This window comes from Isoalcanivorax indicus (assembly GCF_003259185.1).
Taxonomy (GTDB): domain Bacteria; phylum Pseudomonadota; class Gammaproteobacteria; order Pseudomonadales; family Alcanivoracaceae; genus Isoalcanivorax; species Isoalcanivorax indicus.
In genome coordinates, this window is record NZ_QGMP01000001.1 from 1,477,533 (window position 1) to 1,503,795 (window position 26,263).

Here is a 26,263-nt window from a genome sequence, read left to right on the forward strand (position 1 = left end):
AGGGGGCGGCCCAACCACTGTCTGGTTCTATGCTTATAACGGACCGCCCGGCCGCACCGGTACGGTTGTAATCGGCAGGGCGGGAGGCTAAATTGGCGCCCGTCTTGTCTTGACCCATCTTGTCTCAACCCATACAACCGCCAGGGGAAGCTCGTGGATATCGTCTGTCTTGATCTTGAAGGGGTGCTGGTTCCGGAAATCTGGATCAACTTTGCCGAACGCACTGGCATCGAGGCGCTGCGCGCCACCACCCGTGATATCCCGGACTACGACGTGCTCATGAAGCAGCGCCTGCGGATTCTTGACGAGCATGGCTACGGTCTGCCGGACATCCAGGCGGTGATTGACGAGATGGGGCCGCTTGATGGCGCGAAGGAGTTTATCGACTGGCTGCGCGAGCGCTTCCAGGTGGTGATCCTGTCGGATACCTTTTATGAGTTCGCGCAGCCGCTGATGCGTCAGCTCGGCTGGCCGACCCTGCTGTGCCACAAGCTGGAGGTGAACGAGGACGGCCGCATCACCAATTACCGCCTGCGCCAGAAAGACCCCAAGCGCATGTCGGTGAAGGCCCTGCACAGCCTCAATTATCGTGTCGTGGCGGCGGGTGATTCCTACAACGACACCACGATGCTGGCCGAGGCCGATGCGGGCATCCTGTTCCATGCCCCGCAGAACGTGATCGATGAGTTTCCGCAGTTTCCGGCGGTGCACACCTTTGAGGACCTGAAGCAGGAGATCCTCAAGGCCTTCGACAGCCTGTAATCAGCCCAGCGCCGCCATCAGCTTCTCGACCTTGAACAGGCTTTCCTGGTATTCCTGTTCAGGGTCGGAGTCGTGCACGATCCCGCCGCCGCCGTGACAAACGATCTCGCCCTCCTGACATTGCAGGGTGCGGATCAGAATCGTCGAATCCAGATGGCCGCGTGCGTCCTGCCAGAAGAAACTGCCACAGTAGAACCCCCGGGGCGCCCCCTCCAGTTCGGCAATGATCTCCATGGCCCGCCGCTTCGGCGCGCCGGTAATGGAGCCGCCGGGAAAACAGGCCAGCAGAGCAGCCAGGGGTGAGATGTCCTCGCGCAAGCGGCCATGCACGCTGGAGACCAGGTGCTGCACATTGGAAAAACGACGCAGCTCGAACAGCGGCGACGCGTGGATACTGCCTGTCTCGGCCACCTGACCCAGATCGTTGCGCAGCAGGTCCACGATCATCAGATTCTCGGCACGGTCCTTCAGGCTCTGTTGCAGCTGCTCACCCAACTGCTGGTCTTCCCCGGGCGTCTGGCCCCGGGGGCGGCTGCCCTTGATGGGCTCGGTGAGCAGGGTGCGGCCGCGAATGCGAAGAAAGCGCTCCGGTGACACGCCGAAGACTTGCATGTCACCGCAATCCATATAGCTGGCATGCGGCGCGGGGTGGGCAGCCAGTAACTGCTGCCAGCCTGCCCAGGGGCTGCCCTGGTAGCGGCCGACAAAGCGCTGGGCCAGATTCACCTGGTAGCAGTCGCCCGCGCGCAGGTAATCCTGCACGCGGGCGATGGCGGCCGCGTAGTCGCTGGCCTGCCAGTCGGGCTGGAAGGGGCGGGTCATGTGAAAGCGCGCGGCATCCCGGGGCAAGGCCGGAGCGAGTGCCGGCAGGCGTGTCAGCGCCTCCGCCTCATAAAGGTGCAGCACGGCCACCGGCGCAGCACTGCGTCGGACACTGGCCGCACCATGGAAAGCGGCGCCGGCATCGTAAGCCAGCATCCCGGTCAACAGGCGGCCGCTGTCACGGCCGCCGAGCGCCTCCGTGGCCTCGCGGGCCAGCGCAGACAGCGCGGTGCTGTCAGGGGCGTCCACCCTCCAGCGCCGGGAGGGCGTTGTGCAGACACACCAGTCGCGGCCGTCATGGAAGGCAGCGCTGGGCTGGGCTGGCAGGTCCGGCATGGCAGGTTTCCGGCAAGGCGCGGTGAGCAGGGAAGGGCGCATTCTACTCCCCTGACCTGATCAGCGCGAACCTGCGCGCTGTGTTACCGATTGTAATCATGGCGAGGGTGCCAGCCGACGAACGGTTGTCATCCTGGGTTCGCCTGGCGTATCGCAAATTTCAATAATGTCGTTATTTATCAATTGGATGGCGTTAATTCTCGCGCTGACAGCCGAAAATGTAACGGTGGTTGTTGGCTTTGTATCTGTAGTGTTAACGTAGCCATGTCCTGATGGCATGTCGTCGGGACAAGGCTCGACCAAAAGCCAATAACAACAAGCGCCGTGCACGCGCAATGGAGATAACAACGATGAAAACCTTCAAAAAACTTGCTCTCGTTTCCGCTATTGCAGCCCTGCCGATGACCGGCTTCGCCATGCAACAGATGGATGATGAGGCTCTGTCCGGGGTAACGGGTCAGGACGGGATCAGCATCGCGCTGGATCTGGACGCGACTCTGAACGTAGGTATTGAAGATACCACTGGTTTCACTGGCGCCACGGACCCGGGTCTGTTGCTGTTGATCGGCCACTCGCTGTCTGGCGGCCTGACCATTGACCTGGATTCTGCAAACCGTGCCGGCGCTGGCGTACTGCGTGTCGGTATTGCCATTGACAACCTGCAGATCGAGACAGGCGATATCCATGTCATGCCGGGTACTGATGGCACTGCTGCTGATCCTATCGATGCGGGCTTTGCCAACATGAATACGCAGGTGGCTGCTGCTGGTGCCGGCACCCGTATCCTGGAAAGCATGACCATCGATATCAGCACGCTGGAACTGGCTGTTGAATTGGGTGCTGGTGCTGAAGATTTCCTCAACATCACCGAGGGTGACATTGGTGTCTTGACCATCACCAACTTCCAGCTGAACGATCTGGCCAATGATGGTGCGATCGGCATCGATACTATTCAGATCAGCGGCATGGACTTGAGCGGCACTACCGCTGGTCTGACTGATGATGGCCTGGTGCTGACCATGGGCACCAGTCTGGACGATATCAGCATCGCGATGAACCGCCTGTCCCTGAATGCCAATGCCACTACCCCGAGCTACCTGGGTAACATCTACATCACCGGCCTGGACATCGCAGGCACCACCGTGACCATCAACGGCAAGTAATATCGGCCGTGCCACACCCCGGTGTGGTGAGTGTCACTAAAAGGCCCGGCCCTGTGCCGGGCCTTTTTCATGGCCTCATAGCAGCCCTCGGTCCATGGCGTATCTGGCCCCTTGAGGTCAGGCCGTTTTACCGGGTACTATGCAACGGCCTGTGACGCTCTGTTACTATCAGTAAGCGACTGGTAAGCTGCGGGGACGCAGGGCAGGGTGCTCTCCACCCGCCAGGCAGGATCCAGGCACGATAACGATCAGGAACCCGGGGCAGGACGGACGTCCGCCGGGCATAACAATAAAGATAACAATAAAAGGGCATCGTAGATGCTTGAGGCAATTCTGGGCGTGGCCCTGATCTTCTTTGCTGTCAATCAGGCTGCTGTCGTGGAGGAGTATCCGCGCGGCTACGTCTATTACGAGCACCCCACGCATCAAGGCCCCGTGGCCGAGCGGGATATCGCCCCGAAGCCAGTCTCCGAATTCCGCTATCGCAATGTCGTGCGCCAGGCGTATGACTATTCCTGTGGTTCCGCCGCGCTCACCACCATCCTCAACCACTACCTCGGGCGGCAGTTCGAGGAACGGCAGATCATGGAAGGTCTGCTGCGGTTCGGGGAAACCGACCGTATCGTCGAGCGCCGGGGCTTTTCCCTGCTGGATATGCGTCGCCTGGCGACGGCTCTGGGGCATCCCAGCGCAGGTTATCGTGCCGAAATCAAGGATCTGAAGACCCTCGACCATCCGGCGATCGTGCCGATCTCCTACGGCGGCTTCAAACACTTTGTGGTGCTGCGTGAATACCGCGACGGGCATATCTATGTGGCTGACCCGGCGCTGGGCAATATCAGTTTCACTGAAACCAAGTTCGAGGAAATCTGGGAGCAGAACGTACTGTTCATCGTGTTCCCCAACGGCTTCGAGCCGCAGGAAGATCTGGCGCTGACCGATTACGACCTGCGCATGATTGATGAGCAGACGATCAATCGTCTGGCGTTCCAGGAGTTTCCCGTCTTCACTCGGCCCATAGAGCAATGGGCGGACAAGGCTGGCACCTTGCGTGCCGTGCTGACGGAAGACTCGGAAGGTGTCGAGCGCGTGATCAACGTACCGACACGGACTTATTTCCGGCGCAAGTAACGCTTTCGCCACCCGTAACGAATGAAAATAACAAACAAGATGGACAGGCATATGATGTGTTTCCGGGGATGGTGCAGGCCCGCCGCAGCATGGCTGGCACTGGCAGGCATGACGATGGGTGCGCCCTTGCTGGCGCAGGCAGACGACCGCGATACGGACGCCGCGCGTGCCGCCCTGCAGCAGCAGGAGGATGACGCGACCGAGGAGCGCAATCTGGAAGAGGTGTTCCAGGCGGCCGAGCGGCAATACTCCCTGCTGCGTTCCGGCAATATGGCGCTGAATTTTTCCGGCGACTACAGCTACTACCGTAACGATCGCATCGATATCGCGATTGGCGATAACGGCAACATCAGCCGTTTTCGTATCGAGAACGATGCGGAACATTCGTTCGGTGCGTCGCTGTCGTTCGATTATGGTATCTGGAACAACCTGACGTTCAATACGCGGCTGCCGGTGCAGTACAAGTATGATACCCAGCGTGATGCGCAACAGGCGTCGCTGGGTGATGTCACCTTCGGGCTGCGCTATCAGCCTTTCCCGGTGCGGCCGGGTGGCGTGAACACCACGCTCTACACCACGCTGTCCACCGCTACCGGTGACAGCCCCTACACCATCGACCCGAATCGTGACCTCTCCAGCGGCAAGGGCTACTACTCCCTGGGTGGCGGCGTCAGCATGAGCAAGGTGGTGGACCCCGTAGTGCTGTTCGGTTCGATGGGCTACACCATGGCCTTCGATGCCACCGGGCTGGACCAGCGTCGCGGGCAGGATACCCTCAAGCGCGTGGAGCCGGGTGACAGTATCAGCTTCTCCATGGGCCTGGCGTATGCGTTGTCTTACGAGGTGTCGGTCAGCGCCAGTTACCAGCAGTCCTACAACTTTGTCAGCAAATTCCGCTTCGAGCGTGATGGCGAGCCCTTTACGGCCAAATCCGAAGATTCGACATCCAGCATTCTCAATACCTCGTTGGGTCTGCGCACCTCCAGCAACCGTATCGTGAACATCAGCTTCGGCTTCGGTCTGACAGAAGATTCGCCGGATGTCCTGTTGGGCATCTCCTTGCCGATCGATATCAGCGGCCTGAAACCCGGTGCCTGAACAGACGTGCAACGCCTGAGGTCACATGAAGAATAACAAGATAAAAAGCCTGGGACTGATTGCGGGGCTGCTGCTGGCCGGCACCGCCCAGGCACAGTTGGCCACCAACCTTGGCATTGATGTGCGTGCCATGAGTATGGGGCATGCCGTAACGGCTGATCCGCCGGGGATCATGTCCATTCACTTCAATCCGGCCGGTCTGGCGCGCCTGGAAGGTCGGCGTATGGACCTGCAGTTCCTCGGCGTGGATTTCAATATCGAGTCGGAATTCAGTGCGCCGCCAGGTTACAACGTTTTCGGTTTTTCCGATGACCCGATCGTCTGTGCCGATGCCCCGAACAACGGCTCGGATGTGTGTAACGATTTCCGCACCGGGCGCAGTACCATCAAGGGCGCTTCGCTGTATCTGCCCCTGGTGAATGACATCATTGACCTGCCGCCCGGGCCGCTGCTCGCGGGGCCCATCCCGTCCTTTGCCATCAAACCGCCGGGTTCCAAATTTACCTTCGCCACCGCGACCTACCTGCCCATGGCGGCGGGCTTTTATCGTGACGAGAATGATCCCGGCAATTTCATGGGCAAACGTGTTGCCCTGACCCGTATGACCTATCTGGCGCCGTCGGTCGGCTATCAGGTGAACGATACCCTGTCGATTGGTGCCTCCATCGGTTTCTCCTACCAGGGGGTAGGGCTGGAAACCGATATGCGCGCGCCGAACGAACTGTTGGGCTTTACCCGTATCATCGACGAAAGCCTGTGCGCACCGTTCAAGGGTGAATCGAACTTCGCTCTGGATTTTGTGCTCTTCGGTATCTGTAATCCGAAGGAGGGCCTGGGCCCGTTCAAGAACCTGGCTTCCATCGATGTGCAGATGGACCAGCGCTTCAGCCCCTCTTATAACCTGGGCATCCTGTGGGAGCCGAAGGACTGGTTCGCCTGGGGGGCCGTGTGGCATGCGCCGGTGGATGTCAGCTTGCGTGGCAAATACCGGATCCAGTACTCCAATGCCGCTCAGGAAACCATCAACGGTATCGGCAGCAGTCCGACCGGGGCGATTGCCCTGGCGGTGCTGGGCATTCCCAACCGTGTCGGCTCCGAGGATGTGGGCATGGTGAGCATGGACCTGACCATGCCGGCGCATTTCCAGACCGGCATCAAGGTGAATCCTACGGAGCGTTGGCAGTTCAACGTGGACGCCGTGTGGGTGGATTACAAGCAGTGGGACGCCTTCACCATGGATTTCGACGGCCCCAATGCCGCGCTGGCACTGGCCCGTCTGTTCTCGCCCGAGTCTTCCAGCACGCGCCTGAGCCTGCCGCTGAACTACCAATCGACCTGGAACCTGGCCTTTGGTACCGAGTACGCGGCGACTGACCGGTTGCGTCTGCGGGCGGGCTTCGAGCCGCGCGCCTCGGCGATCCCGGATGACCGCCGGGCACCGCTGGTGCCAATCAATGAGGCGCGTTATTACAGCCTGGGGCTGGGCTATCAGTGGGACAAGGACACCGAGATCGACCTGGCCATCGCGACCCTGCGCAGCCGTGATAGCATTCCGGCCAATACCAGTTGCGCAGCCAACTGTACCGGGATCAACAACGTGATCTATAACCCCTATGCCGGACTCGACATTGAAACCAAGGCAACCATCAACATGGTCGGCATGGCGTTCCGCACCCGGTTCTGAGGGGCGCGCCGCCTGTGCGACGCTGCTGCTCGCATTGCTGGCCGGCTGCGCCACCCCCGAGGGTGAGCGCGGCTTCTACGCCTACATGGACGAGCAGGGCAATCTGGTGTCCGGCGAGGTCGAGCGCCCGGCCGCGCGCAGCCGCCCTGATGCCCCCGCCGCGCCGGAAGCTGACGAAGCCGCCCTGGACGCCGTACGTGAAGACAAGGCCACGGGTGAGAACCAGACGCCTGAAGGCGTGGATGACAGCGACCGGTTCATCACCTGGTACGACGCCGAGGGGCGCCTGATCAGGGAGCCGGTGGATTTTGTTGCGGCGCGCAAGGCGGCCTCGGAGCGAGACCCCGGTTTCCAGGAGATTGAGGACCCGGCGGACCAGGAGGGTGGTTTCATCGAGACGGTGACACCGATCAGCGCAGCCTGCTGCCGGGCGTTGCCCGAGCAGGCCCGGGATCTGCGTGGCGGGCGCGAGCTGCTGCTGCGCTTCGCCCCCGGCGCGGCGCCGCAGCTCCAGGTGGGCGAACAGCAGCATCCGGCCCAGGTGGTGCGCCTGGCGGAGGACGTGATGGCTGTCGAGGTGATCAGCTACAAGGGCCGCGACGGCTATGTGCACCCGCAGATTCTGGTGCTGGACGAGCAGGCCACGCCTGTCCTGCAGGTCAACAACGTATTTACGCGGCGCTACCCCGAGACCTGGTCGCGCTATGGCTTCATCACGGGAACTCTGCCCCGGGAGGCGGGTCAGCGCTATCTGGTGGTCTATATCGGTTACTCGGATGACCAGACCCCCGGCTTTGTCCCGGAAACCGACAGCCCGCTGCGCACGCAGGGCGAGGTGCTTCTGCGTGGCGTGCGCCGCCGCTGACCGGCTGGCCAGAACTGGCCAGACAAGAGTTCAATGGGATACAGTGCCGCTCCGGTCCGCACGGGGCCTGAACAGTTCAGAACGAGACGACCTATGAGAAAAATGACAGGTGCCACCACCGCGATCAGGAACGCTTCACGCCGCTGGCTGACCGGTGCAGCCGTATTGCTGGGTGCCGCAGGGCTGGCCAGTTGTAACGGTGGCGAGGACTTCTCGGATGTGAACCTGCCCGGATGTGCCTTCGGCGCCCAGTGTACCGAGAATCTGGCCGGCAACCGGCTGGTGGAGCTGGTTGGCCCGCGTGTCGACAATCTGCGCTACCGCTGTGGCACGGGCAATAGCGGTTCCATCAGCCATCTGCGCGATGAAGAGGTCGTTACGGCCGCCGGTATCCGCGTGCCGCCGTTCACCGCCGTCTGCCCCGCGAGTGCAAAGAAGCTCGAATTCTTTATCGGTAACGGTTTTTTCGACAGCAGCACGAATTCAACGGGTGACCTCAAGGTGATCGGGACCATGTTCTTCCCGACCACCTCCTTGCAGGTGCCCCAGGGCACCACGCCGCCGGTCCTGAGCGTGACCCTGAATGATCTGGTGGAGTCTGCCCGCCGTGTAGCCAAGAGCGACGCCAAGGTGCGCAACCGTGGGCTGCTGCTGTCGGCGCTGGACAGTGACACCGATGATGAGGTCATTTATATCCCGGATGAACTGCACACGTTAGTGGGCAACAGGTTTGCGGACCTGATCGGCAATCGCAGCCTTGATACGTCTGGCGAGAGCGCGTTCAGGACGGATTTCCAGCCACTGCTGGATGCGTTGAATGAGGAACTGGCACTGGTTGAAGGTGATCCGGGTTTCCATGAGTTTCCTGATGATCTGGTGGATTTCAACGAGCGTCTCCAGGCAGCCATGAATCTCTCCCGTGCGGGCTATTACGCCATGGGTTACAACGACAATGCCGAGATTGGTGTGCTGGAGTTCCTGAACACCATAAAGGACCCCAATTTCGATAATCTGGGGCGCTTCAGCGCGAGTCTGCTGGTGTTGCCCTCTGGCGACATTGTTGGTCTGGGGTCGGTGCTGGTGTCTGTCGATATGGGGACTGAGCGTGAAACCCGTCGTGACGCAGTGCTTGCCAGTGGTGTGTTGAATGATGAGCTGGTGTTCAGCGGGGTGACCTTCACCGACCTGTTGGCCATCGAGGAAACCATGCTGGAGCTTGGCGGCCGTATGCTGGGGGAAATCATGTACAACGGTGTGCCCGGCGTTGAAGGGGCAGGGCGCTCCGATGTCGAGATTGATCAGCCGGACATGCCATATGAGCCGGACGAGGAGAGTGATTTCGGACGTCTGACGGGTGTTTTCCTGGACGTCGACACCGTAGATATGATCAATGATGCCGACACTGATGCACCGGGCCTGCCCGTGCGTGCCGCACGTCAGCCGCGCAGCGTTGTCCAGCTTGACCAGGGCGTGCTGGCAGACCTGGATGGCTCCCGCTACCTGATGACGCTCAAGCGTGGGTGTCTGCCTTCGGAAGAAGAAGCCGAAGAATGTGATGCGGAGATTGCTGACGAGGATGCACAGTATTATCCGCAACGTTTCGAAGTGATCGAATCAGTGGATGGCAGCGGTGACAGCAGTGTCGAGCTGACGTTCAGCTTCAGTTCAGAGACGGTTCGCCGTGATGGCGACGATTCGGCAGGTGTTGCCAACACCTGCCTGGAAATTCGCTACGAAGGCGGCAATGGCATCATCTATGTCGGCCTCGATGGTATATGCCCGAATGATCCGGCGACTGATTTGCCCGTTGGCTATGTGACCCGAACGACGTTTGACGACGATGATCAGCCGGAAAGTGCAGGTATTGTGCTGTACCTTGCTGCTGACGCGGCCAGCCACGCCCAGTTGGGCACCCAGATTGAAGGCCGTATCGCATTGCAGGATTGCACGCGCCCCCTGTACCGCCTGGCGGACAACAACTTCAATGACGGCATTCGGGCCAGCTGGGTGGATAATTTCCTGCCTGTGCAACTCCAGCTTGACGCGCTGGCCCAGGACCCAGAGCATGATTTCAGCGATATGGACGACGAGGTCAACCAGCGCCTCATTTCCAACGTTCAGGGCCTGGTCGATCTGGAGTATACCGGTGGTGGTGAAGCCTTCACCTGCGAATAACTGAAGTCATCGGCCTGATTGACCAAAACCGCCCGGCTTGCCGGGCGGTTTTGTCTACAATCCTCTTGCAATCCCATTCCTGAGACTCTACAGTCACGTCCCGAGCCCACAATTGTCTACAATCGGGTCGTGAATGATGGAAGCTTTGCCCACCGACGACAGCCGCACGCTGGCTGACCGGGTCTTTGCCCGGTTGCAGGACGATATCGTCCGCGGTGAGCTGCTGCCCGGTACCAAGCTGGGTGAGGCGGAGCTGGCCGCCCGCTACGGCGTCAGCCGGGGCCCGCTGCGTGAGGCGATCCGCCGGCTGGAGTCGCGCAAGCTGCTGGAGCGCGTGCCCCATGTCGGAACCCGGGTGGTCTCCCTGTCGCTCGATGACCTGATCGAGATCTACCATATCCGTGAAGCGCTGGAAGGCATGGCAGCCCGTCTGGCGGCCCAGCATATGAGTGACGCCGAGATCGCCAGCCTGGTGGCCCTGCTGGGGCAGCACGAGCAGCAGCAGGACCTGCGCGAGGACGTCGCCTATTTCCAGCGCGAGGGTGATCTGGATTTCCACTACCGGATTATCCAGGGCAGCCACAACCACACCCTGATCGACATGCTGATCGGCGGCATCTATCACACGGTGCGTATGTACCGGTATCAGTTTTCCACCGTCAGCAACCGGCCGCAGAAGGCCTTGCAGGAACACCGCCGTATTGCCGAGGCCCTGGAGGCCCGGGACGGCGAAATGGCCGAGATCCTCATGCGTCGGCATATCAGTCGCGCGCGCGAGAACATCGAGGCCAGCAACTCTCAGACCCTGGAGCAGTCCCAATGAGCAAACCCGTCAGTGCCGGTGCCCGCTTTCGCAAGGCCCTTGCCGAAGAAAAACCGCTACAGATCATGGGCACCATCAACGCGTACGCGGCGATGATGGCTGAGCAGACTGGCTATCGTGCCATTTACCTCTCCGGCGGTGGTGTGGCCAATGCCAGCTACGGGCTGCCTGATCTGGGCATGACCAGCATGAATGATGTGCTGGAAGATGTGCGCCGTATCTCCAGCGCTGTGGAAACGCCGTTGCTGGTGGATATCGATACCGGCTGGGGTGGCGCCTTCAATATTTCCCGTACGGTCAAGGAAATGATCAAGGCTGGCGCCGGCGCTGTGCACCTGGAAGACCAGGTGGCACAGAAGCGCTGCGGCCATCGCCCGAACAAGGAAATCGTCTCGCAGAGCGAAATGGTGGACCGGGTCAAGGCCGCTGTGGACGGCAAGACGGACGATGACTTCTTCATCATCGCGCGTACCGACGCCTTCCAGAAAGACGGTCTGGAAGCGGCTATCGAGCGCTCCCGCGCCTGCATCGAAGCCGGTGCCGATGGCATCTTCGCCGAGGCCGTGCACACCCTGGAGGATTACAAGGCCTTCAAGGAAGGGTTGGGCGGAGCACCGCTGCTGGCCAATATCACCGAATTCGGCGCCACGCCGCTGTTTACCCGCGACGAACTGGCTGAGGCCGGTGCCGACATGATCCTGTACCCGCTGAGCGCGTTCCGTGCCATGAATGCGGCGGCACTGAGGGTATATCAGAGCATCCGCGAGCAGGGTCACCAGAAAGACGTGGTGGACATCATGCAGACGCGCATGGAACTGTATGATTTCCTCAACTACCACGATTACGAGCAGAAGCTCGACGCGCTGTTTGCCCAGGGCAAAGGCTGATTGACTAACCACCGGATTCAAGCCGGACGAATTCAAGCAGGAGAAGTAACATGGCAGAAGGCAAGAAACTCAGCGGCGCTGGCCTGCGTGGCCAGGTAGCAGGCAAGACGGCACTCTCTACCGTGGGCAAGACCGGTTCAGGGCTGACCTACCGTGGCTACGACGTTCAGGATCTGGCAGAAAACTGCCAGTTCGAGGAAGTGGCCTACCTGATCCTCAAGGGTAACCTGCCGAACCAGGCCGAGCTGGATGCCTACAAGGCCACGCTCAAGAGCCTGCGCGGTCTGCCCCAGGCGCTGAAAGAAGTGCTGGAACGGATTCCGAAGGATGCGCACCCGATGGACGTAATGCGCACCGGCTGCTCGATGCTGGGCAACCTGGAAACCGAAACCGACTTCAGTCAGCAGGGCGATGCGGCCGACCGGCTGCTGGCTGCCTTCCCGTCGATCATTTGCTACTGGTACCGCTACAGTCATGACGGCGTGAAAGTGGACGTGGAAACCGATGACGATTCCATCGGCGCCCACTTCCTGCATATGCTGCGCGGCGAGAAACCGAATGCCCTGCACGAGCAGGTCATGAACGTGTCCCTGATCCTGTATGCAGAGCATGAGTTCAACGCGTCCACGTTTACTGCTCGCGTTTGTGCGTCCACGCTGTCCGACATTCACAGCTGCATTACCGGCGCCATTGGCTCGCTGCGCGGCCCCCTGCATGGCGGTGCTAACGAAGCGGCCATGGACATGATCGAGAAGTTCAGGGATACGGACCATGCCGAGCAGGAAATGATGGGCATGCTGGAGCGCAAGGAAAAGATCATGGGCTTCGGCCACGCGATCTACAGCACCTCCGATCCGCGTAACGGCATTATCAAGCAGTGGTCTGAAAAGCTGGCGAAAGATGTGGGCGATACCGTGCTGTATCCCGTATCCGTCCGTTGCGAAGAAGTGATGTGGCGTGAGAAGAAGCTGTTCTGCAATGCCGACTTCTTCCATGCGTCGGCTTATCACTTCATGGGTATCCCGACCAAGCTGTTCACGCCGATTTTCGTGATGAGTCGTCTGACTGGCTGGGCCGCCCACGTGTTCGAGCAGCGTGCGGACAACCGCATCATTCGCCCGAGCGCTGAGTATGTCGGTGAAGAGCCGCGCAAGGTGGCGCCCATCGCCGAGCGCTGAGGCCGGCAAAGTCCCCGCCCCGAACACGGGGCGGGGAGTGTTCCAAAGACCGCCCATTCATTCTTTCCGTATGAGCCAGGCCATGAATACTGACTACCGCAAGACACTTCCCGGCACCAACCTGGATTACTTCGACACCCGCGAAGCGGTCGATGCGATCCAGCCTGGCGCCTACGACACGCTCCCGTTTACCTCGCGCGTTCTGGCCGAGCAGCTGGTGCGCCGCTGCGACCCCGGGATGCTGACCGACGCGCTGAAGCAGCTGATCGAGCGCAAGCGTGATCTGGATTTCCCCTGGTACCCTGCGCGCGTGGTGTGCCACGACATTCTGGGCCAGACCGCGCTGGTTGATCTGGCTGGCCTGCGTGAGGCGATTGCTGAGGAAGGCGGTGATCCGGCCCAGGTCAATCCGGTGGTGCCGGTGCAGCTGATTGTTGATCACTCGCTGGCCGTTGAGCACCCGGGCTTTGAAGAGAACGCGTTCCAGAAAAACCGCGATGTGGAAGACCGTCGCAACGCCGATCGCTTCCATTTTATCGACTGGTGCAAGACCGCCTTCGACAACGTGGATGTGATTCCTCCGGGCAACGGGATCATGCACCAGATCAACCTGGAGAAGATGTCGCCGGTGGTCCAGGTGCGTGACGGTGTGGCCTTCCCGGATACCTGTGTCGGCACCGACAGCCACACCCCGATGGTCGACGCCCTGGGCGTAATTTCTGTCGGCGTGGGTGGCCTGGAAGCCGAGAACGTGATGCTGGGCAATCCGTCCATGATGCGGCTGCCGGACATTGTCGGCGTGGAACTGACCGGCAAGTTACAGCCGGGTATTACCAGTACGGACCTGGTGCTGGCCATGACCGAATTCCTGCGCCGCGAGCGCGTGGTGGGCGCGTATCTGGAATTTTACGGTGAAGGTGCAGATGCCCTGACCGTGGGCGACCGCGCCACGATCGCCAACATGACACCGGAATATGGCGCCACGGCGGCCATGTTCTACATCGATGGCCAGACCATTGACTACCTGAAGCTGACCGGCCGTGAAGACGAGCAGGTGGCGCTGGTGGAGCAATATGCGAAACAGACCGGCCTGTGGGCCGACACGCTCAAGAATGCCGAGTATGAGCGCGTACTGAAATTCGATCTGTCCACGGTGGGCCGTAACCTGGCCGGGCCGTCCAATCCGCATGCGCTGTTGCCGGTGTCGGAACTGCAGAGTCGTGGCATCGCCAAAGCATGGGAACAGCAGGACGGCCTGATGCCGGATGGCGCAGTGATTATCGCCGCTATCACCAGCTGCACCAACACCAGCAACCCTCGCAATATGATTGCCGCTGGCCTGATCGCGCGTAACGCGAACAAGCTGGGGCTGGCCCGCAAGCCGTGGGTGAAATCTTCGCTGGCGCCGGGTTCCAAGACAGTGAAAATGTACCTGGAAGAAGCCGATCTGCTGGGCGAGTTGCAAACGCTGGGCTTTGATGTGGTGGCCTTTGCCTGCACCACCTGTAACGGGATGAGCGGTGCCCTCGACCCGGTGATCCAGAAAGAAGTGGTGGAACGGGATCTGTACGCCACGGCGGTGCTGTCCGGCAACCGCAACTTCGACGGCCGTATTCATCCTTACGCCAAGCAGGCGTTTCTGGCGTCGCCGCCGCTGGTGGTGGCCTACGCCATTGCCGGTACCATCCGCTTTGATATCGAGAAGGATGTACTGGGCTACGACCAGGACGGCAAGCCGGTCACGCTGAAAGACATCTGGCCAAGCGATGAAGAGATTGATGCCATCGTCAAGACGGCGGTGAAGCCGGAGCAGTTCCGCCAGACCTACATTCCGATGTTCGAAAAGAAAGGCGGCGAAGAGCGTGCCATCAGTCCGCTGTATGCGTGGCGCCCGATGTCCACCTATATCCGTCGGCCGCCCTACTGGGAAGGCAATATGGCCAGCCAGCGTGCCCTGAAAGGCATGCGTCCGTTGGCGGTGCTGCCGGACAACATCACCACCGATCACCTGTCGCCGTCCAACGCCATCCTGCTGGACAGCGCCGCCGGTGAATACCTGGACAAGATGGGCTTGCCGGAAGAGGACTTCAACTCCTACGCCACCCACCGGGGCGATCACCTGACGGCGCAGCGTGCCACGCTGGCGAACCCGAAGCTGTTTAACGAAATGGTTCGGGACGAGAACGGCAAGGTAGTGCAAGGCTCGCTGGCGCGTGTCGAGCCGGAAGGCAAGGTGATGCGCATGTGGGAGGCCATCGAAACGTACATGGCACGCAAGCAGCCGCTGATTATCATTGCTGGCGCCGACTATGGTCAGGGTTCCTCCCGCGACTGGGCGGCCAAGGGTGTGGCACTGGCGGGTGTGGAAGCGATTGTGGCCGAGGGCTTCGAGCGCATTCACCGCACCAACCTGATCGGTATGGGCGTGATGCCGTTGCAGTTTGAAGAGGGCACCACCCGCAAGACGTTGGGTATCGATGGTACTGAAACCTTTGATGTGGAAGGTACCCCGGCGCCACGCGCCACCCTGACGCTGGTCATGCATCGTCAGAACGGCGATGTCGAGCGTGTGCCCGTGATCTGCCGGCTGGATACTGCAGAAGAGGTATCGGTGTACCAGTCCGGTGGCATCCTGCAGAAGTTTGCCAAGGAATTCATGGCGGAGGCGAGCTGACCATGACGCATCAGCCACAGATCAGGATTCCCGCCACCTATATGCGCGGCGGCACCAGCAAGGGCGTGTTTTTCAATCTGACCGACCTGCCGCAGGCCGCGCAGGTGCCCGGTGCTGCACGCGACGCGCTACTGCTGCGCGTGATCGGCAGCCCGGACCCCTATGGCAAGCACACCGACGGTATGGGCGGTGCCACCTCCAGCACCAGCAAGACGGTGATCCTGTCGCGCAGCGAGCGGCCGGAGCATGACGTCGATTACCTGTTCGGTCAGGTGTCCATCGACAAGCCCTTTATCGACTGGAGCGGCAACTGCGGCAACCTGACGGCGGCGGTCGGGGCGTTTGCGATTAGCAATGGTCTGGTGGCGGCGGACCGTATCCCGCAGAACGGCGTTTGTGTGGTGCGCATCTGGCAGGCGAATATCGAGAAAACGATCATCGCCCATGTGCCGATCACCGATGGTGCGGTGCAGGAAACCGGCGATTTCGAGCTGGATGGGGTGACCTTTCCGGCGGCGGAAGTGCAGATCGAGTTTATGGACCCGGCAGATGGGGAGGGCGCCATGTTCCCCACCGGCAACCTGGTCGATGATCTGGAGGTGCCCGGCATCGGCACCCTGAAAGCGACGCTGATCAATGCCGGTATTCCCACGGTCTTCGTCAACGCGGAGGATATCGGCTATCAGGGCACCGAGCTGCAGGGCGATATCAATGAAGATCGCAAGGCGCTGGTCATGTTCGAGACGATCCGTGCCCACGGCGCCTTGCGCATGGGGCTGATTCAGGACCTGCAGGACGCCGAGTCACGCCAGCACACGCCGAAGGTGGCGTTTGTGGCCGGGCCCAAGGCCTACACGGCGTCAAGCGGCAAGGCCGTTGAGGCGGGCGATATCGACCTGCTGGTACGCGCGCTGTCCATGGGCAAGCTGCATCACGCGATGATGGGCACGGCGGCCGTGGCCATCGGTACCGCCGCCGCCATTCCGGGCACGCTGGTCAACCTGGCGGCGGGCGGCGGCGCGCGTACGGCGGTGCGTTTCGGGCACCCGTCGGGCACCTTGCGCGTCGGCGCCGAAGCACGCCAGGACGGGACCGATTGGGTGGTCACCAAGGCGATCATGAGCCGTAGCGCGCGGGTGTTGATGGAAGGGGCCGTGCGCGTGCCCGGTGACGTGGCGTAATCGTCTGGATCGCCGGGCTTCGCTGGCGCGAAGCCCGGCACGTCAGGTTAAGCTTGCCTTTCCATTTTTACCATTTCTGTAATCTATTTCCTGCAAAAACTGACCGAAATGTATGACAGCATTTTGTGCTACCGGTCACACCAGTCATTCTCTCGTTTATTCATCCTCTGGGCTCCACGAATAACGAGGGAGCGAAAATAATGGCAGAGGATGCCGTCAATTATTACGTGTATGTTGCCACCAACCGATTCCATTCCCGACTTTATACCAGCACCACGCGTGATCTGCGCAGACGCATGAATGATCATCGCCGGGTTTCCGAACAGTCGTTTGGTGGCCCGGAGGGGTGCAGGAAGCTGGTTTACTACCATGGCACCCAATATATGCATCAGGCGCTTTTCATGGAGCGCAAGCTGCGTACGACACCGCGCCAGGCGCTGATTCGCATCATCAACGAAGAGAATCCGGATTGGCGTGATCTGAGCAGTGAAGTGCCTGTGCGGCAGCGTGAATAGCAAATATCGCTGGTACTTTTTTCTTTTCTTGTTTTTGTCGGCAAGGCCGCTGGCAGATATTCGCATGGCGGCTGCCAGCGGCCACCGATAGTCTGCATCGTACTTATTACAAGAATAATAAAACGGTGCACGACATGGTCAGGCCGCCCATTATCATGCTTTGCCTTGCTGTATGCGGGATGCCGGCATTTGCCAGCATGGTGCCGCTGGAAGAGTCCGAGCTTTCCGAGGTGTCTGGCACCGGACTGGCCCTCGGTTTCGAGGACTTGCGCGTGGTGATGTCGCCCACGGGCTATATCGAGGCCACCGGCGCGAACGTAGCGCCCAATCTGCCCTACAAGCGCGCAGATGCTCGCTGGTATGGTCTCAGCCTCACGGCGGCCTCCGGGAGCGGGGACGGTTTCCATTTCGACGGCACGCCCTGCACGGTCAATGATATCAGTTGCCCGGTCTCTTCTCTGGGCTTTCTGGTCCCCAACGATAACCCGCTGATCCTGCGCGTCTGGGACTACCAGGGCACCAGTAGCAGTGGCCGCCAGTATCTGCGCCGCGACGGCACCGGAACCAATGTGCCCACGGTACTGGAGTTACTGTTTCCCGACTGGCATCAGCCACTCAAAGCGGCCTTCTGGGGTGAAATTGCGGTAGGGCTGGAGCAGGGTATTGCTGCAGAGGGTGGGCAGGGTTATCCCGGCACGGGCGCTGCCGCCAGTGGTCATTTCCTGCAAAGTCTGACGGTGCTCGACAACGTATCCCTGGCGGGCACCAATGTGCGCTGGATGCAGTTTGACCAGCGCACGAATCCTTCCGACGCCTCCGATACCACCTTTGGCTTGACGGCCAATCTGCGTATCACGGGGGATATGCGCTTTAGCGTCAATCAGGACACCAGCAGCGAGAATCGCCTGGGGATAGTACCGATCTTTACCCATCGGGAAGGCTTGTACTTTACCGATGTGGATACCTTTCTGCCGCTCGGATCGCTGCATTACCAGGCGTTGATCGGTGATCAGGTGCCGGGCGGGGGAGATTTCATTCTGGAGTTGACCGGCATCCCGAACGTCGAGGCGGTGTGGCACGACTTCTATGCGCACGCCCCCGGCGTGGCGACCCATCTGGGTTACGAAAGAAACAACCGCCCGGAACGCTATGGCGAAACCCATGGCCACTGGCGTATTGGCGATCAGGACCCGGCGACCAATACCTGCACTGGGCCCGGCAATTGCCCCGGCCAGAGCGGCATTGTCTTTCGCTCCGCCAGCGAGGCGTCAACGTTCACCGTGTTTTCCGACCGGCCCAGCGAGAACATTGATGCGTGGGAGGACAATTGTACCGGCGCGGACAGCTGCAACCCACCGCCGCGGGTGGTGAACCCACATAACAGCGCGGCTTATCACCAGGTCAATATCGGCGATGTGAATGTTGAAGGCATCCTGATGCAGCAGCTACGCATTACGACTTGCTCGACCGTTAACGGGGCCTGCTGATGATACTGCGACGACCTGCCGCCCTGGCCGTTTTTTTTGCCAGCACTTTTTCCGGTATTTCAGCAACACTGGCGATGGAGCCGCTGGATGATGCCGCCCTGGCTGCAGTCGCCGGTAAGGATGGTGCTGTGCTCGAGATAAGCCTGCACTGGAACACTGATGAGTATGGCGCACCCCGTACGGAAATTCCCGAGGTCGAGCGGCGCTTTGCCCTGCGTTATGACGGCCGGCCGCATGACTGGCTGGTGGCCACTGATTTCTATCTGTATCTCGATATCCCCGCCCTGAGCATCAATTCCGGCGACGGCCCGACGCTGGCCGAGTATCAGGCGATGGCGGTCTATGATGCACCGGGCAAATCATCGTCGCTGGGCAGTTTCGATCCCTATGGTACGCCGCTGGTCGAGCTGGAATTCAACGAGGGATTGTTCCTCGGTATGAATAATGGAATAGCCATTACGCGGGACGTGCTCAGCGGTGGCGACGTTCTGGAGTACGGCTGGGAACGTAACGATCTGGCCCCGTTTGTGGGCGTGCGCATCGGCGATGCCGCCAATCAGCCTGGTGCGGCGGGCCCGGTTTCGGGCACCGGTACCGGGCCGACCCATCTGCGCCTGGATGGCACGGTGCACTTCTTCGGTTACGGAGCTGAATTATGACACGATACTCGCTGGCTCTGCTGATCCTGTTTGCGTTGCCAGTCCAGGCATCCTTGCCGTCCGGGCTTGAGCTACTGGATGACGACGCCCTGAGCGATATTCATGGGCAAGCCATGTTTGTCTCCGATTACCGCCGTGGTTCAGAAGGTGATGGTATCAGCGACAATGACTTTGGTTTCTACCGTTTGATGCTCAATGCCAATCTCGAATTCAACCTCAATATCGACAAACTGCAACTGGGCTGCGGAGGTGTGAATGAAGGCATTCGAAGCGGCTGTGATATCGATATTGATTATCTGCGCCTGATGGGCAGCTTTGACGGGCCGGGCAGCAATCCCCTGCAACCGCAGGGTGCAGGGCAAGCGGGCAACCCTGTGGAAAGCCTGTTCAGTCTGTTGCGTCCCTATGTGGAATTCGCGGTGACCAACCCGGAGCAGCCCGCCTTTCGCGAGATTGCCGGGATCAAGATAGGGTCCCAGCAAGGGGATGGTTTCCTCAGCATCGGGCGATATGACCCGAATCTGCCTGGCTGCTCTGATCCACCCAACGATCCGGCGTGCCATATGGGCATTAACCAGTTCAGCGGCTATATGGATGTGGCGCTGTCCGGTGAAGTGGGCGGCTGCGTTACCGGGATATTTGGCGGGTGCAACGATCTTGATCTGTCTTTTTCCGAGCAACAGGCGGTATCGGGTACGCGTATGCAGGCGCCTGTTTTTGCCGTGCCAGCGTCAGGAACCTTGTGCCTGAATATTCTGTTTGGCTGCACCAATATCCCTGTGACGATATTTTCGCTTTTTCAGGATGACCTCCGATTCATTCATGGCATCAGACTCAATGAGACGCAGGACTTCTTTATGTCGTTCCAGAGGGAGCGCATTACCTATCCAGCTTTCGAGGAGGGAGAGTGGGGTGCCGCGCCCGCCAATACCGGTTGGTGGATGAACCTGCCCGGCATTGAGCTTTCCGGTCTTGAAGTGGAATACAATACCACGCTGTTTTCTGCCGTGAGTTCCTTGTTCGGCACGACCCAACTGGTGAACTACGATGTGGGCCAGCGTCCGGCCAATAACTGCTGGGGAGCGGCCCAATTTTGTTGATCTGGCGGTTTTACCTCATTGCTGCAGGTTGCCTGGGTGTGTCGCTCGCGTCGGCCATGCAGCCGCTGGATGACGCCGCGTTGGGCGACGTCAATGCCCGTGACGGTCTGCGCCTGGGGCTGACGTCGGAGGAGGGCATTCGTGCGGACAGCATTCGCTGGGAACTGGATGCAGGCAGCACCCTCGGGGACTACGGGGTGTCGGGCCCGGCGGCGGCGGACAGCCTGGAAGCATCACTGATTCTGGAAAATCTTCACTGGCACGGCATTGCATCGGCAGGCACCGGCGCGGATGCACCGCCGCTTCGCGTGATGACGTCACTGGACATCGGTCAGAAACCCGGTGGCCCGGCACTGGGTATCAAGGTGGATATCGAGCGTGCGCGGCTCTCCATTGAAGACGTGCGACACGACGGCACGCCCGGCAACAGTCTGGGCAGCCTGGCCCTGGACATGCCGCTGGACTTCGAGTTCAGCGGCATGCTGGATCACACCCGCACTGATGCGCGGCTGCGCGTGGCCATCGAAGACGGTGCCCTGTTCTACCGCCAGGGCTTGCCGGGGTCGCCGGAACTGGTGATGGACGAACTGACCATGCGGATCGACTTCGACACCGGCACGGTGGGCGTGGATGAGCAGGGCGTGTTGATCTCTGCACCGCAATCCGAGTTTGCTGTTTTCTTTGATCTGAAACACCGTGGCGAGGTGGGCAGTGACCCGCTGGACCATTTCAATCGCAGTGATGCCAAGGGCATTCTCGGCTTTGGCTGGGAGGGCACCGTGGAGGACCTGCTGGTGCGCCTGGGCGGCGGCGGTGCCTGGTATGGCGATGACCCGAGCCACCGCAGCGAAGGCCTGCAACTGCTGATACAGCACGACCATGGTGCGGATTACGCGTGGGTCGTGGGCGAGGCAGGCAGCACCGGCATTGTTGATCCTGACGATAACGCCGTGTTTGACGCGCCGCTGACCCTGGTGCGCTTCGACAACTGGCAGCGTCTGGACGGTGCCCCGCTGGGCAGCACCGGCACCCCCTCGTTCCGGCTGCCGGTCACCATTGATGTATTGAACGCCGGGCAGGGCACAGGCGGCCTGTGCTTTGGCGCCGACGTGGCGCCTGTGGCGGGTGCTTGTGCTGACGGCCAGCATGTGGAAATCCCTGCCCGCGACGGCGCGCTGGCGCTGATGGTGCGTGATGCCTTTCTGCATGCCTACCCGACTCGGGTTTACGTGGACGAAGGCGGCGATTACGTGCCTGGCGGGCCGGTGGGGCCAGGGGACGCGATCTTCAACTGGGGTCTGATCGTAACGCTTGGTGATATGGATGCGGATGTCCTGTTATACCCGGGCGGCCCGGACGGCGACCGCGGCCTGCATCTGGACGCGGTGGTGACCATTCAGTCCCATGGCAGTACTGAGCCCGGTTCGGATGGCTGGCAACAGAACACTCACCTGATGATCGCGGACACCGACCCGGACGTGATGCGCGGCATTGGCCTGGTCAATGCCGATATCCTGCTGACCGTGGAAGCGCTTTATCTGGAGGTGACCGAGGCGGGTATCAGCCTGCACAGTGACCAGGGGCTGCGGCTGCAGGTCGATGGCCTGTTCGGCGGTGGCGACCTGGATAATCTGGAGCGCCCGGCCCTGGTGGAGGGCTGGCGCCAGCGCATCAACCTTGAGGCCGAAAATATCCGATTGGATATCGCGCCGGGCGAGGAGGTCATGCGGGTCGCTGACGGCAGCCGGATCGGCAATACCTATCTGGGTTTCTCCGGGCATATCCGTCTGGATCAGGGAGGCGGCAGCTACATCTCTCTGGCGGAGCCCAATTACCCCGAGATCGATCTGCGGATTGCCAATCTCACCGGTGATCTGGCCATCGTTGACGGCCGCCTGGATCTGCTGTCCACCAGCCAGGACCCGTACAGTATTGATGACCCGGTGCCCCGGCTGGTGATCGCGGCTGACACCCTGCTGGGCCGAAGCGCCGGGCTGGCGCTCCCCGGCCCGGCGGAGCCGGCCCTGCGGGGTAGCGTGCAGTTCGGCGGCGATACTCTGATGGATATGGTGATCCCCGGTGGATCGCTGGATGTGAGCATCGGTCTGCGAAAGTGAAGTGTTACTGCCGGTAACAGTTTGTTGTCGACGAGTTGTTCATGCGGGCCCCGGTGGCCTGACAGGGAGGAAAAAGGGAACAAATTTAGATGTAACGTTTTGATTTTAAAGAGACAAGTATACGAATATTGCCCCATTCGGTGCGCACCTGTAGCCTGATCACATAAATGTGGTCGGGCCAATTGTTATGCCTGAGTCGCCCGGCCCGGATAAGTACGCCGTATAACGACTACAAAAAACGAGGCATGACGGTGCGTATTTTTGGTTCTCCGGGGGCGTTTCGCCATTTCCTGTCTGCTGTCCTGTTCGGCGCGGCGCTTGTGCCTGCGGCGGGTTTCGCCGTGTCTGGTGGCATGTCCGGCGGTATGGTGCCACTGGAAGAGGACGAGATGGCCGGGGTGTCCGGAACGGGACTTGCCTTTGTTTTCGAAGACATCCGTTTCCAGATGGCGCCCACCAGTTATATCGAGCAGATCGGCGGGCCGCCCGGCGGCGATACCTCGTTTAACCGCGGTGACCTGCGATGGTTCGGTCTGGCCATGACGGGGGTCAGTGGTACCGGCATGACCTGGACCGCAGAGGGTGGCCACGGCTGTGGGGCGGGGTACAGCAACCTCGGCTGCCCCATGACGCAGTCGGGCATCGCTAATTACGCCACGCACAATAACCCCTTCGTCCTGCGTGTGTTCGATTACGATCGGGTGGGGCGCAATGCCTCGAACCAGTGGGTGGCGGGAGTCAATGCCACTGTACTCGAGTTGCTGGGGCCTTCGAATACCGACGCTTTCCGCTGGAGCTTCTGGGGCGAAATCGAAGCCAGTATTGATAACGGCGTAGCGCCGCGAGATATCCTGGGGGTACTGCAAAGCCAGAGTATCATCCTCGGCAAGCCCGCCGCGCGGGTGCGGCCGCCTTCCCAGTTCGGCACGACCAACAATCCCATGGCCGGGCCGCTTTTACAGCTTTTCCAGAGCCAGACGGATGGTTCTCTCGGATTGCTGTACCACAGCCGGTTGTCCGGCGATTACCGTCTGAGTGTGAACCAGATTGCCGCCGGGCCCGACAGTCAGGGCTTGCCCCGCTTTACGGATCAGGAAGGGCTCTACTTCACCGATGTGAATGCTTTCCTGCCGTTGGGGCAGCTGCATTACCAGTCCATCGTGCTGGATGGCACCGGCGACGGAAACTTCACCATCGAACTGACCCGCGTGCCGAATGCCGCTCCGGCCTACAATGATCTGTACCAGATCGCCGGGCAGAGTGGTTATCAACGGACCGGGCGTACAGATCGCTACTATGAAACCCATGGCTACGTGAACTGGGGTACGGCCTTCCCGACATGTGGTGCGGCGAACTGCCTGGGCGGCACAGGTGTTAGCGGAATTCGTTACTCGGGCATCGACCCCGATGGTCCGAACCGGAATGTCACCAATGCCGAATTTGGCGGCACGGTGGCTACGGCCACTCCGCAGGTGGGCACGGTCGTACAGGGTGCATCAAACCGTGAGGCGATTGTGGCCCAGGGCGGCATATCATTTGTGTCACGGCAGCCTGGCGCCAACTGGTCTGTGCCGAATAACCAGAACAGAGCGGTGTTCATTCCTGGTGTACCTGCCAACTCTCCCTCGTTTCTGGTCGAGGTCTACAGCACCAACTGCGGACTTTTCCAGGGCTGTAACAACAATGCCGGGCGCCGTGCCAATCCGAACTATCTGAATAACTACAACCCGCTGTTGCAGATGGACGCGATCAACATTGGTACCGCGCGTATAGAGGGGATGATGTTTCAGCATCTGAAGATCACCTCTCTGGGAGCGACCAACTTATGAGCCGCTTCGTAGCAATGCTGCTGGTGGCCCTTTGCGGTATGCAGATCACCGCCGTATCAGCCAGCGGTCTGGTGCCCATGGATGATGCGCAGCTTGGCCTGATTACCGGTCAGGAGGGCATCGCCCTGGATACCGAATTCCGGATGAATGCCGATGCTGACGGCAACCCCCTGGCCAATCTGGGCAACTGTTCTGGTGTTGGCAATCCGTGTACTTTCTCGCTTCAGTTCAACAACCGCGATGAGTGGCTGGTGCTGAAGGATATCTACGGGATTCTCAAGCTCAACGGCCTCTTTATCGACGCCGCAGAGACCCCCTCGACGAATGGCGCTTATGCCGATCCCCGGCGATTCCTCAGTCAGGACGGGCAAACCTGTCTGACTGGTCAGGGTGTCGGGGGTGCCAATCCCACCTGCAATGCCAACGGCTTGCCCGCCTTGGGGATGCGCTTTCCCGGATCTGCCAGTACCTTCGAGACAGACATTGAATGGCATCTGTATATCGGTCGGGCGACAGTGCAGACCGGCGCTGAAGGTTTCCTGCCTGCCAATGATGTCGATGCGTCTTTTCTCGGCTTGCAGATTACAGACAAGTTTCAGAATGCGGCGCGGATAGATGTTGATGGCCGTGTTCTCATGTTCGGATTTTAAGGGGCACAATAATAATGACAAGTATACGCTTCATGCCCGTTCTCGCCCTGCTGTCATGGATTGCGCCGTCATACGCTATGGTGATGCTGGATGATGACGATTTGTCCCGCGTTACCGGGCAAGCCCTGTTTGTGTCCGACATGATCGCGCCAACAGGCGCAGCGGGCAGCACCACAGACTTTACCTTCTTCAGAATGGGGCTGGATGTCCAGCTGGAGTTGAACGCCAATATCGACAAGATGCAGCTGGGCTGCGGTGGCTTCAACGAGTCCATCGTCGGCAATGCCTGTGATATCGATCTCGATTTTGTGCGATTGATGGGACTGAACGCCACGGGTGATGGCCCGGGCGCTGCGGTGGATTCGTCCTTTACCTTGCGCCGACCCTATATCGAACTGGCCATACGTGAGTCAGGAGACGGTACACGAGAAATCTCCGGTGTGAAAATCGGTTCGCAAGAGGCTAACGGCTTCTTCGGTGTCGGTCGTACCTATGCGAACGGCCAGGTGAACCAGGAGCACGGTGGCACCTGCGGCGGTAATACCCCCGCAGCGCGTCTGGCGTGCCACTCTGGCATCAACAGACTCAGCGGCTATATTGATGCGGAGCTTTCGGGTCAGTTTCCGGTATCCATTACCTTGCTGGGTACCCAGACAGCCTGCTTCGGTGATGTGGCCAACAACAACCAGTGTAATACACCTTACTTTGTTGAAATTCAGGGTACACGCCTGAATGAGATCGTCGAGCCCGGTATCCCGCTAACTCTCAGCGCGGGTTTCCTGTCCGCCATCGGGATCAATCAGGCCTATGCCACCATTCAGCAGAACCTGCGCTTTATCCATGGTTTCGCGCTTGATGGCACCTCGGACTTCTTTATTTCATTCCAGCGAGAGCGCGTTTCGTACCCCACCTATGACAAGCAGGGCTATGCACAGATCGCCAATGCGGGCTGGTGGATGAACGTGCCGCAGGTGAACGTGAAAAACTTTACCGGTGATACGGTGAGCCTCGGCCTGGGGGAAGCGCTTGGTGCCTTGAGTTCACCCGGCCCGGTGGTGAGGGACTCTGAATTGAATACCGTGCCGCCCGTGAACTGCTACGGCGGCAGTATGTTCTGCTGATGATGC

At 60.3% G+C, this 26,263-nt stretch carries 21 protein-coding genes; 20 read left to right on the top strand and 1 reads right to left on the bottom strand.

Annotation, left to right across the window (positions count from 1 at the left end):
* Nucleotides 1-153: 153 nt before the first annotated feature.
* Nucleotides 154-762, top strand: a complete 609-nt coding sequence (gene thrH, locus DKW65_RS06775) for a bifunctional phosphoserine phosphatase/homoserine phosphotransferase ThrH (RefSeq protein ID WP_111656533.1) — start codon at nucleotides 154-156, stop codon at nucleotides 760-762.
* On the opposite strand, the gene pabB is transcribed toward thrH, so the two are convergent.
* Complete coding sequence (gene pabB, locus DKW65_RS06780) at nucleotides 763-1,920, bottom strand: aminodeoxychorismate synthase component I (protein ID WP_111656534.1); 1,158 nt, start codon at nucleotides 1,918-1,920, stop codon at nucleotides 763-765. It lies immediately after the preceding gene.
* 272 nt (nucleotides 1,921-2,192) lie between these two features.
* Here pabB and DKW65_RS06785 point away from each other — a divergent pair, with 272 nt between their 5' ends.
* The 19 genes from DKW65_RS06785 to DKW65_RS06875 all read left to right on the top strand — a co-directional run bounded on the left by DKW65_RS06785 (nucleotide 2,193) and on the right by DKW65_RS06875 (nucleotide 26,257).
* Nucleotides 2,193-3,083: a DUF6160 family protein gene (locus DKW65_RS06785; RefSeq protein WP_162925743.1), complete on the top strand. Its 891-nt coding sequence runs from the start codon at nucleotides 2,193-2,195 to the stop codon at nucleotides 3,081-3,083.
* Between the two features lie 318 nt (nucleotides 3,084-3,401).
* Entirely contained in the window at nucleotides 3,402-4,214 is an 813-nt protein-coding gene (locus tag DKW65_RS06790) for a C39 family peptidase (RefSeq protein ID WP_111656536.1), read from the top strand.
* Nucleotides 4,215-4,322: 108 nt separating this feature from the next.
* Complete coding sequence (locus DKW65_RS06795; protein ID WP_111656537.1) at nucleotides 4,323-5,312, top strand: transporter family protein; 990 nt, start codon at nucleotides 4,323-4,325, stop codon at nucleotides 5,310-5,312.
* A 25-nt stretch (nucleotides 5,313-5,337) separates the two neighbouring features.
* Nucleotides 5,338-6,996, top strand: coding sequence for an OmpP1/FadL family transporter (locus tag DKW65_RS06800; RefSeq protein ID WP_111656538.1), 1,659 nt, complete (start codon nucleotides 5,338-5,340; stop codon nucleotides 6,994-6,996).
* 34 nt (nucleotides 6,997-7,030) lie between these two features.
* Nucleotides 7,031-7,861, top strand: a complete 831-nt coding sequence (locus DKW65_RS06805) for a hypothetical protein (protein WP_162925744.1) — start codon at nucleotides 7,031-7,033, stop codon at nucleotides 7,859-7,861.
* A 93-nt stretch (nucleotides 7,862-7,954) separates the two neighbouring features.
* Nucleotides 7,955-10,036: a hypothetical protein gene (locus DKW65_RS06810; RefSeq protein ID WP_162925745.1), complete on the top strand. Its 2,082-nt coding sequence runs from the start codon at nucleotides 7,955-7,957 to the stop codon at nucleotides 10,034-10,036.
* Nucleotides 10,037-10,172: 136 nt separating this feature from the next.
* Nucleotides 10,173-10,859, top strand: a complete 687-nt coding sequence (locus DKW65_RS06815; protein ID WP_111656541.1) for a GntR family transcriptional regulator — start codon at nucleotides 10,173-10,175, stop codon at nucleotides 10,857-10,859.
* Nucleotides 10,856-11,746 carry a methylisocitrate lyase gene (prpB, locus tag DKW65_RS06820; RefSeq protein ID WP_111656542.1) on the top strand — a complete coding sequence of 297 codons (891 nt, stop codon included), beginning with the start codon at nucleotides 10,856-10,858 and terminating at the stop codon, nucleotides 11,744-11,746. The genes DKW65_RS06815 and prpB overlap by 4 nt, the downstream gene beginning before the upstream one ends.
* Nucleotides 11,747-11,796: 50 nt before the next feature.
* On the top strand, nucleotides 11,797-12,924 hold the full coding sequence (gene prpC / locus DKW65_RS06825) for a bifunctional 2-methylcitrate synthase/citrate synthase (RefSeq protein WP_111656543.1): 1,128 nt from the start codon (nucleotides 11,797-11,799) through the stop codon (nucleotides 12,922-12,924).
* Nucleotides 12,925-13,006: 82 nt separating this feature from the next.
* A complete protein-coding gene (gene acnD / locus DKW65_RS06830) occupies nucleotides 13,007-15,598 on the top strand; it encodes a Fe/S-dependent 2-methylisocitrate dehydratase AcnD (RefSeq protein WP_111657559.1) in 2,592 nt (863 codons plus the stop codon).
* Nucleotides 15,599-15,600: 2 nt separating this feature from the next.
* Nucleotides 15,601-16,779 (top strand): 2-methylaconitate cis-trans isomerase PrpF, encoded by a 1,179-nt coding sequence (gene prpF, locus DKW65_RS06835; RefSeq protein WP_111656544.1) that lies wholly within the window; start codon nucleotides 15,601-15,603, stop codon nucleotides 16,777-16,779.
* 200 nt (nucleotides 16,780-16,979) lie between these two features.
* Nucleotides 16,980-17,294, top strand: coding sequence for a GIY-YIG nuclease family protein (locus DKW65_RS06840; RefSeq protein ID WP_111656545.1), 315 nt, complete (start codon nucleotides 16,980-16,982; stop codon nucleotides 17,292-17,294).
* Between the two features lie 179 nt (nucleotides 17,295-17,473).
* Nucleotides 17,474-18,781 (top strand): hypothetical protein, encoded by a 1,308-nt coding sequence (locus tag DKW65_RS06845; protein WP_111656546.1) that lies wholly within the window; start codon nucleotides 17,474-17,476, stop codon nucleotides 18,779-18,781.
* Nucleotides 18,781-19,440: a hypothetical protein gene (locus tag DKW65_RS06850; protein WP_111656547.1), complete on the top strand. Its 660-nt coding sequence runs from the start codon at nucleotides 18,781-18,783 to the stop codon at nucleotides 19,438-19,440. Before DKW65_RS06845 ends, DKW65_RS06850 begins: the two co-directional genes overlap by 1 nt.
* Nucleotides 19,441-19,553: 113 nt before the next feature.
* Nucleotides 19,554-20,540 carry a hypothetical protein gene (locus DKW65_RS06855; RefSeq protein ID WP_162925746.1) on the top strand — a complete coding sequence of 329 codons (987 nt, stop codon included), beginning with the start codon at nucleotides 19,554-19,556 and terminating at the stop codon, nucleotides 20,538-20,540.
* Nucleotides 20,541-20,578: 38 nt separating this feature from the next.
* Nucleotides 20,579-22,657, top strand: a complete 2,079-nt coding sequence (locus DKW65_RS06860) for a hypothetical protein (RefSeq protein ID WP_162925747.1) — start codon at nucleotides 20,579-20,581, stop codon at nucleotides 22,655-22,657.
* A 245-nt stretch (nucleotides 22,658-22,902) separates the two neighbouring features.
* A complete protein-coding gene (locus tag DKW65_RS06865) occupies nucleotides 22,903-24,486 on the top strand; it encodes a hypothetical protein (RefSeq protein ID WP_111656550.1) in 1,584 nt (527 codons plus the stop codon).
* Nucleotides 24,483-25,136: a hypothetical protein gene (locus tag DKW65_RS06870; RefSeq protein ID WP_162925748.1), complete on the top strand. Its 654-nt coding sequence runs from the start codon at nucleotides 24,483-24,485 to the stop codon at nucleotides 25,134-25,136. Before DKW65_RS06865 ends, DKW65_RS06870 begins: the two co-directional genes overlap by 4 nt.
* 14 nt (nucleotides 25,137-25,150) lie before the next feature.
* Nucleotides 25,151-26,257, top strand: coding sequence for a hypothetical protein (locus DKW65_RS06875; protein ID WP_162925749.1), 1,107 nt, complete (start codon nucleotides 25,151-25,153; stop codon nucleotides 26,255-26,257).
* Nucleotides 26,258-26,263 lie beyond the last annotated feature (6 nt).

What these genes read in the sequence shown, in the direction of transcription:
- DKW65_RS06795 (WP_111656537.1), top strand. Translation starts at nt 4,323, where the DNA reads ATGACGATGGGTGCGCCCTTGCTGGCGCAGGCAGACGACCGCGATACG.
- pabB (WP_111656534.1), bottom strand. Translation starts at nt 1,920, where the DNA reads ATGCCGGACCTGCCAGCCCAGCCCAGCGCTGCCTTCCATGACGGCCGC.
- DKW65_RS06810 (WP_162925745.1), top strand. Translation starts at nt 7,955, where the DNA reads ATGAGAAAAATGACAGGTGCCACCACCGCGATCAGGAACGCTTCACGC.
- DKW65_RS06845 (WP_111656546.1), top strand. Translation starts at nt 17,474, where the DNA reads ATGCCGGCATTTGCCAGCATGGTGCCGCTGGAAGAGTCCGAGCTTTCC.
- prpB (WP_111656542.1), top strand. Translation starts at nt 10,856, where the DNA reads ATGAGCAAACCCGTCAGTGCCGGTGCCCGCTTTCGCAAGGCCCTTGCC.
- DKW65_RS06875 (WP_162925749.1), top strand. Translation starts at nt 25,151, where the DNA reads ATGACAAGTATACGCTTCATGCCCGTTCTCGCCCTGCTGTCATGGATT.
- DKW65_RS06870 (WP_162925748.1), top strand. Translation starts at nt 24,483, where the DNA reads ATGAGCCGCTTCGTAGCAATGCTGCTGGTGGCCCTTTGCGGTATGCAG.
- prpC (WP_111656543.1), top strand. Translation starts at nt 11,797, where the DNA reads ATGGCAGAAGGCAAGAAACTCAGCGGCGCTGGCCTGCGTGGCCAGGTA.
- DKW65_RS06855 (WP_162925746.1), top strand. Translation starts at nt 19,554, where the DNA reads ATGTTTGTCTCCGATTACCGCCGTGGTTCAGAAGGTGATGGTATCAGC.
- DKW65_RS06785 (WP_162925743.1), top strand. Translation starts at nt 2,193, where the DNA reads ATGGCATGTCGTCGGGACAAGGCTCGACCAAAAGCCAATAACAACAAG.
- DKW65_RS06850 (WP_111656547.1), top strand. Translation starts at nt 18,781, where the DNA reads ATGATACTGCGACGACCTGCCGCCCTGGCCGTTTTTTTTGCCAGCACT.
- acnD (WP_111657559.1), top strand. Translation starts at nt 13,007, where the DNA reads ATGAATACTGACTACCGCAAGACACTTCCCGGCACCAACCTGGATTAC.
- DKW65_RS06865 (WP_111656550.1), top strand. Translation starts at nt 22,903, where the DNA reads ATGACGGTGCGTATTTTTGGTTCTCCGGGGGCGTTTCGCCATTTCCTG.
- DKW65_RS06840 (WP_111656545.1), top strand. Translation starts at nt 16,980, where the DNA reads ATGGCAGAGGATGCCGTCAATTATTACGTGTATGTTGCCACCAACCGA.
- prpF (WP_111656544.1), top strand. Translation starts at nt 15,601, where the DNA reads ATGACGCATCAGCCACAGATCAGGATTCCCGCCACCTATATGCGCGGC.
- DKW65_RS06790 (WP_111656536.1), top strand. Translation starts at nt 3,402, where the DNA reads ATGCTTGAGGCAATTCTGGGCGTGGCCCTGATCTTCTTTGCTGTCAAT.
- DKW65_RS06800 (WP_111656538.1), top strand. Translation starts at nt 5,338, where the DNA reads ATGAAGAATAACAAGATAAAAAGCCTGGGACTGATTGCGGGGCTGCTG.
- DKW65_RS06815 (WP_111656541.1), top strand. Translation starts at nt 10,173, where the DNA reads ATGGAAGCTTTGCCCACCGACGACAGCCGCACGCTGGCTGACCGGGTC.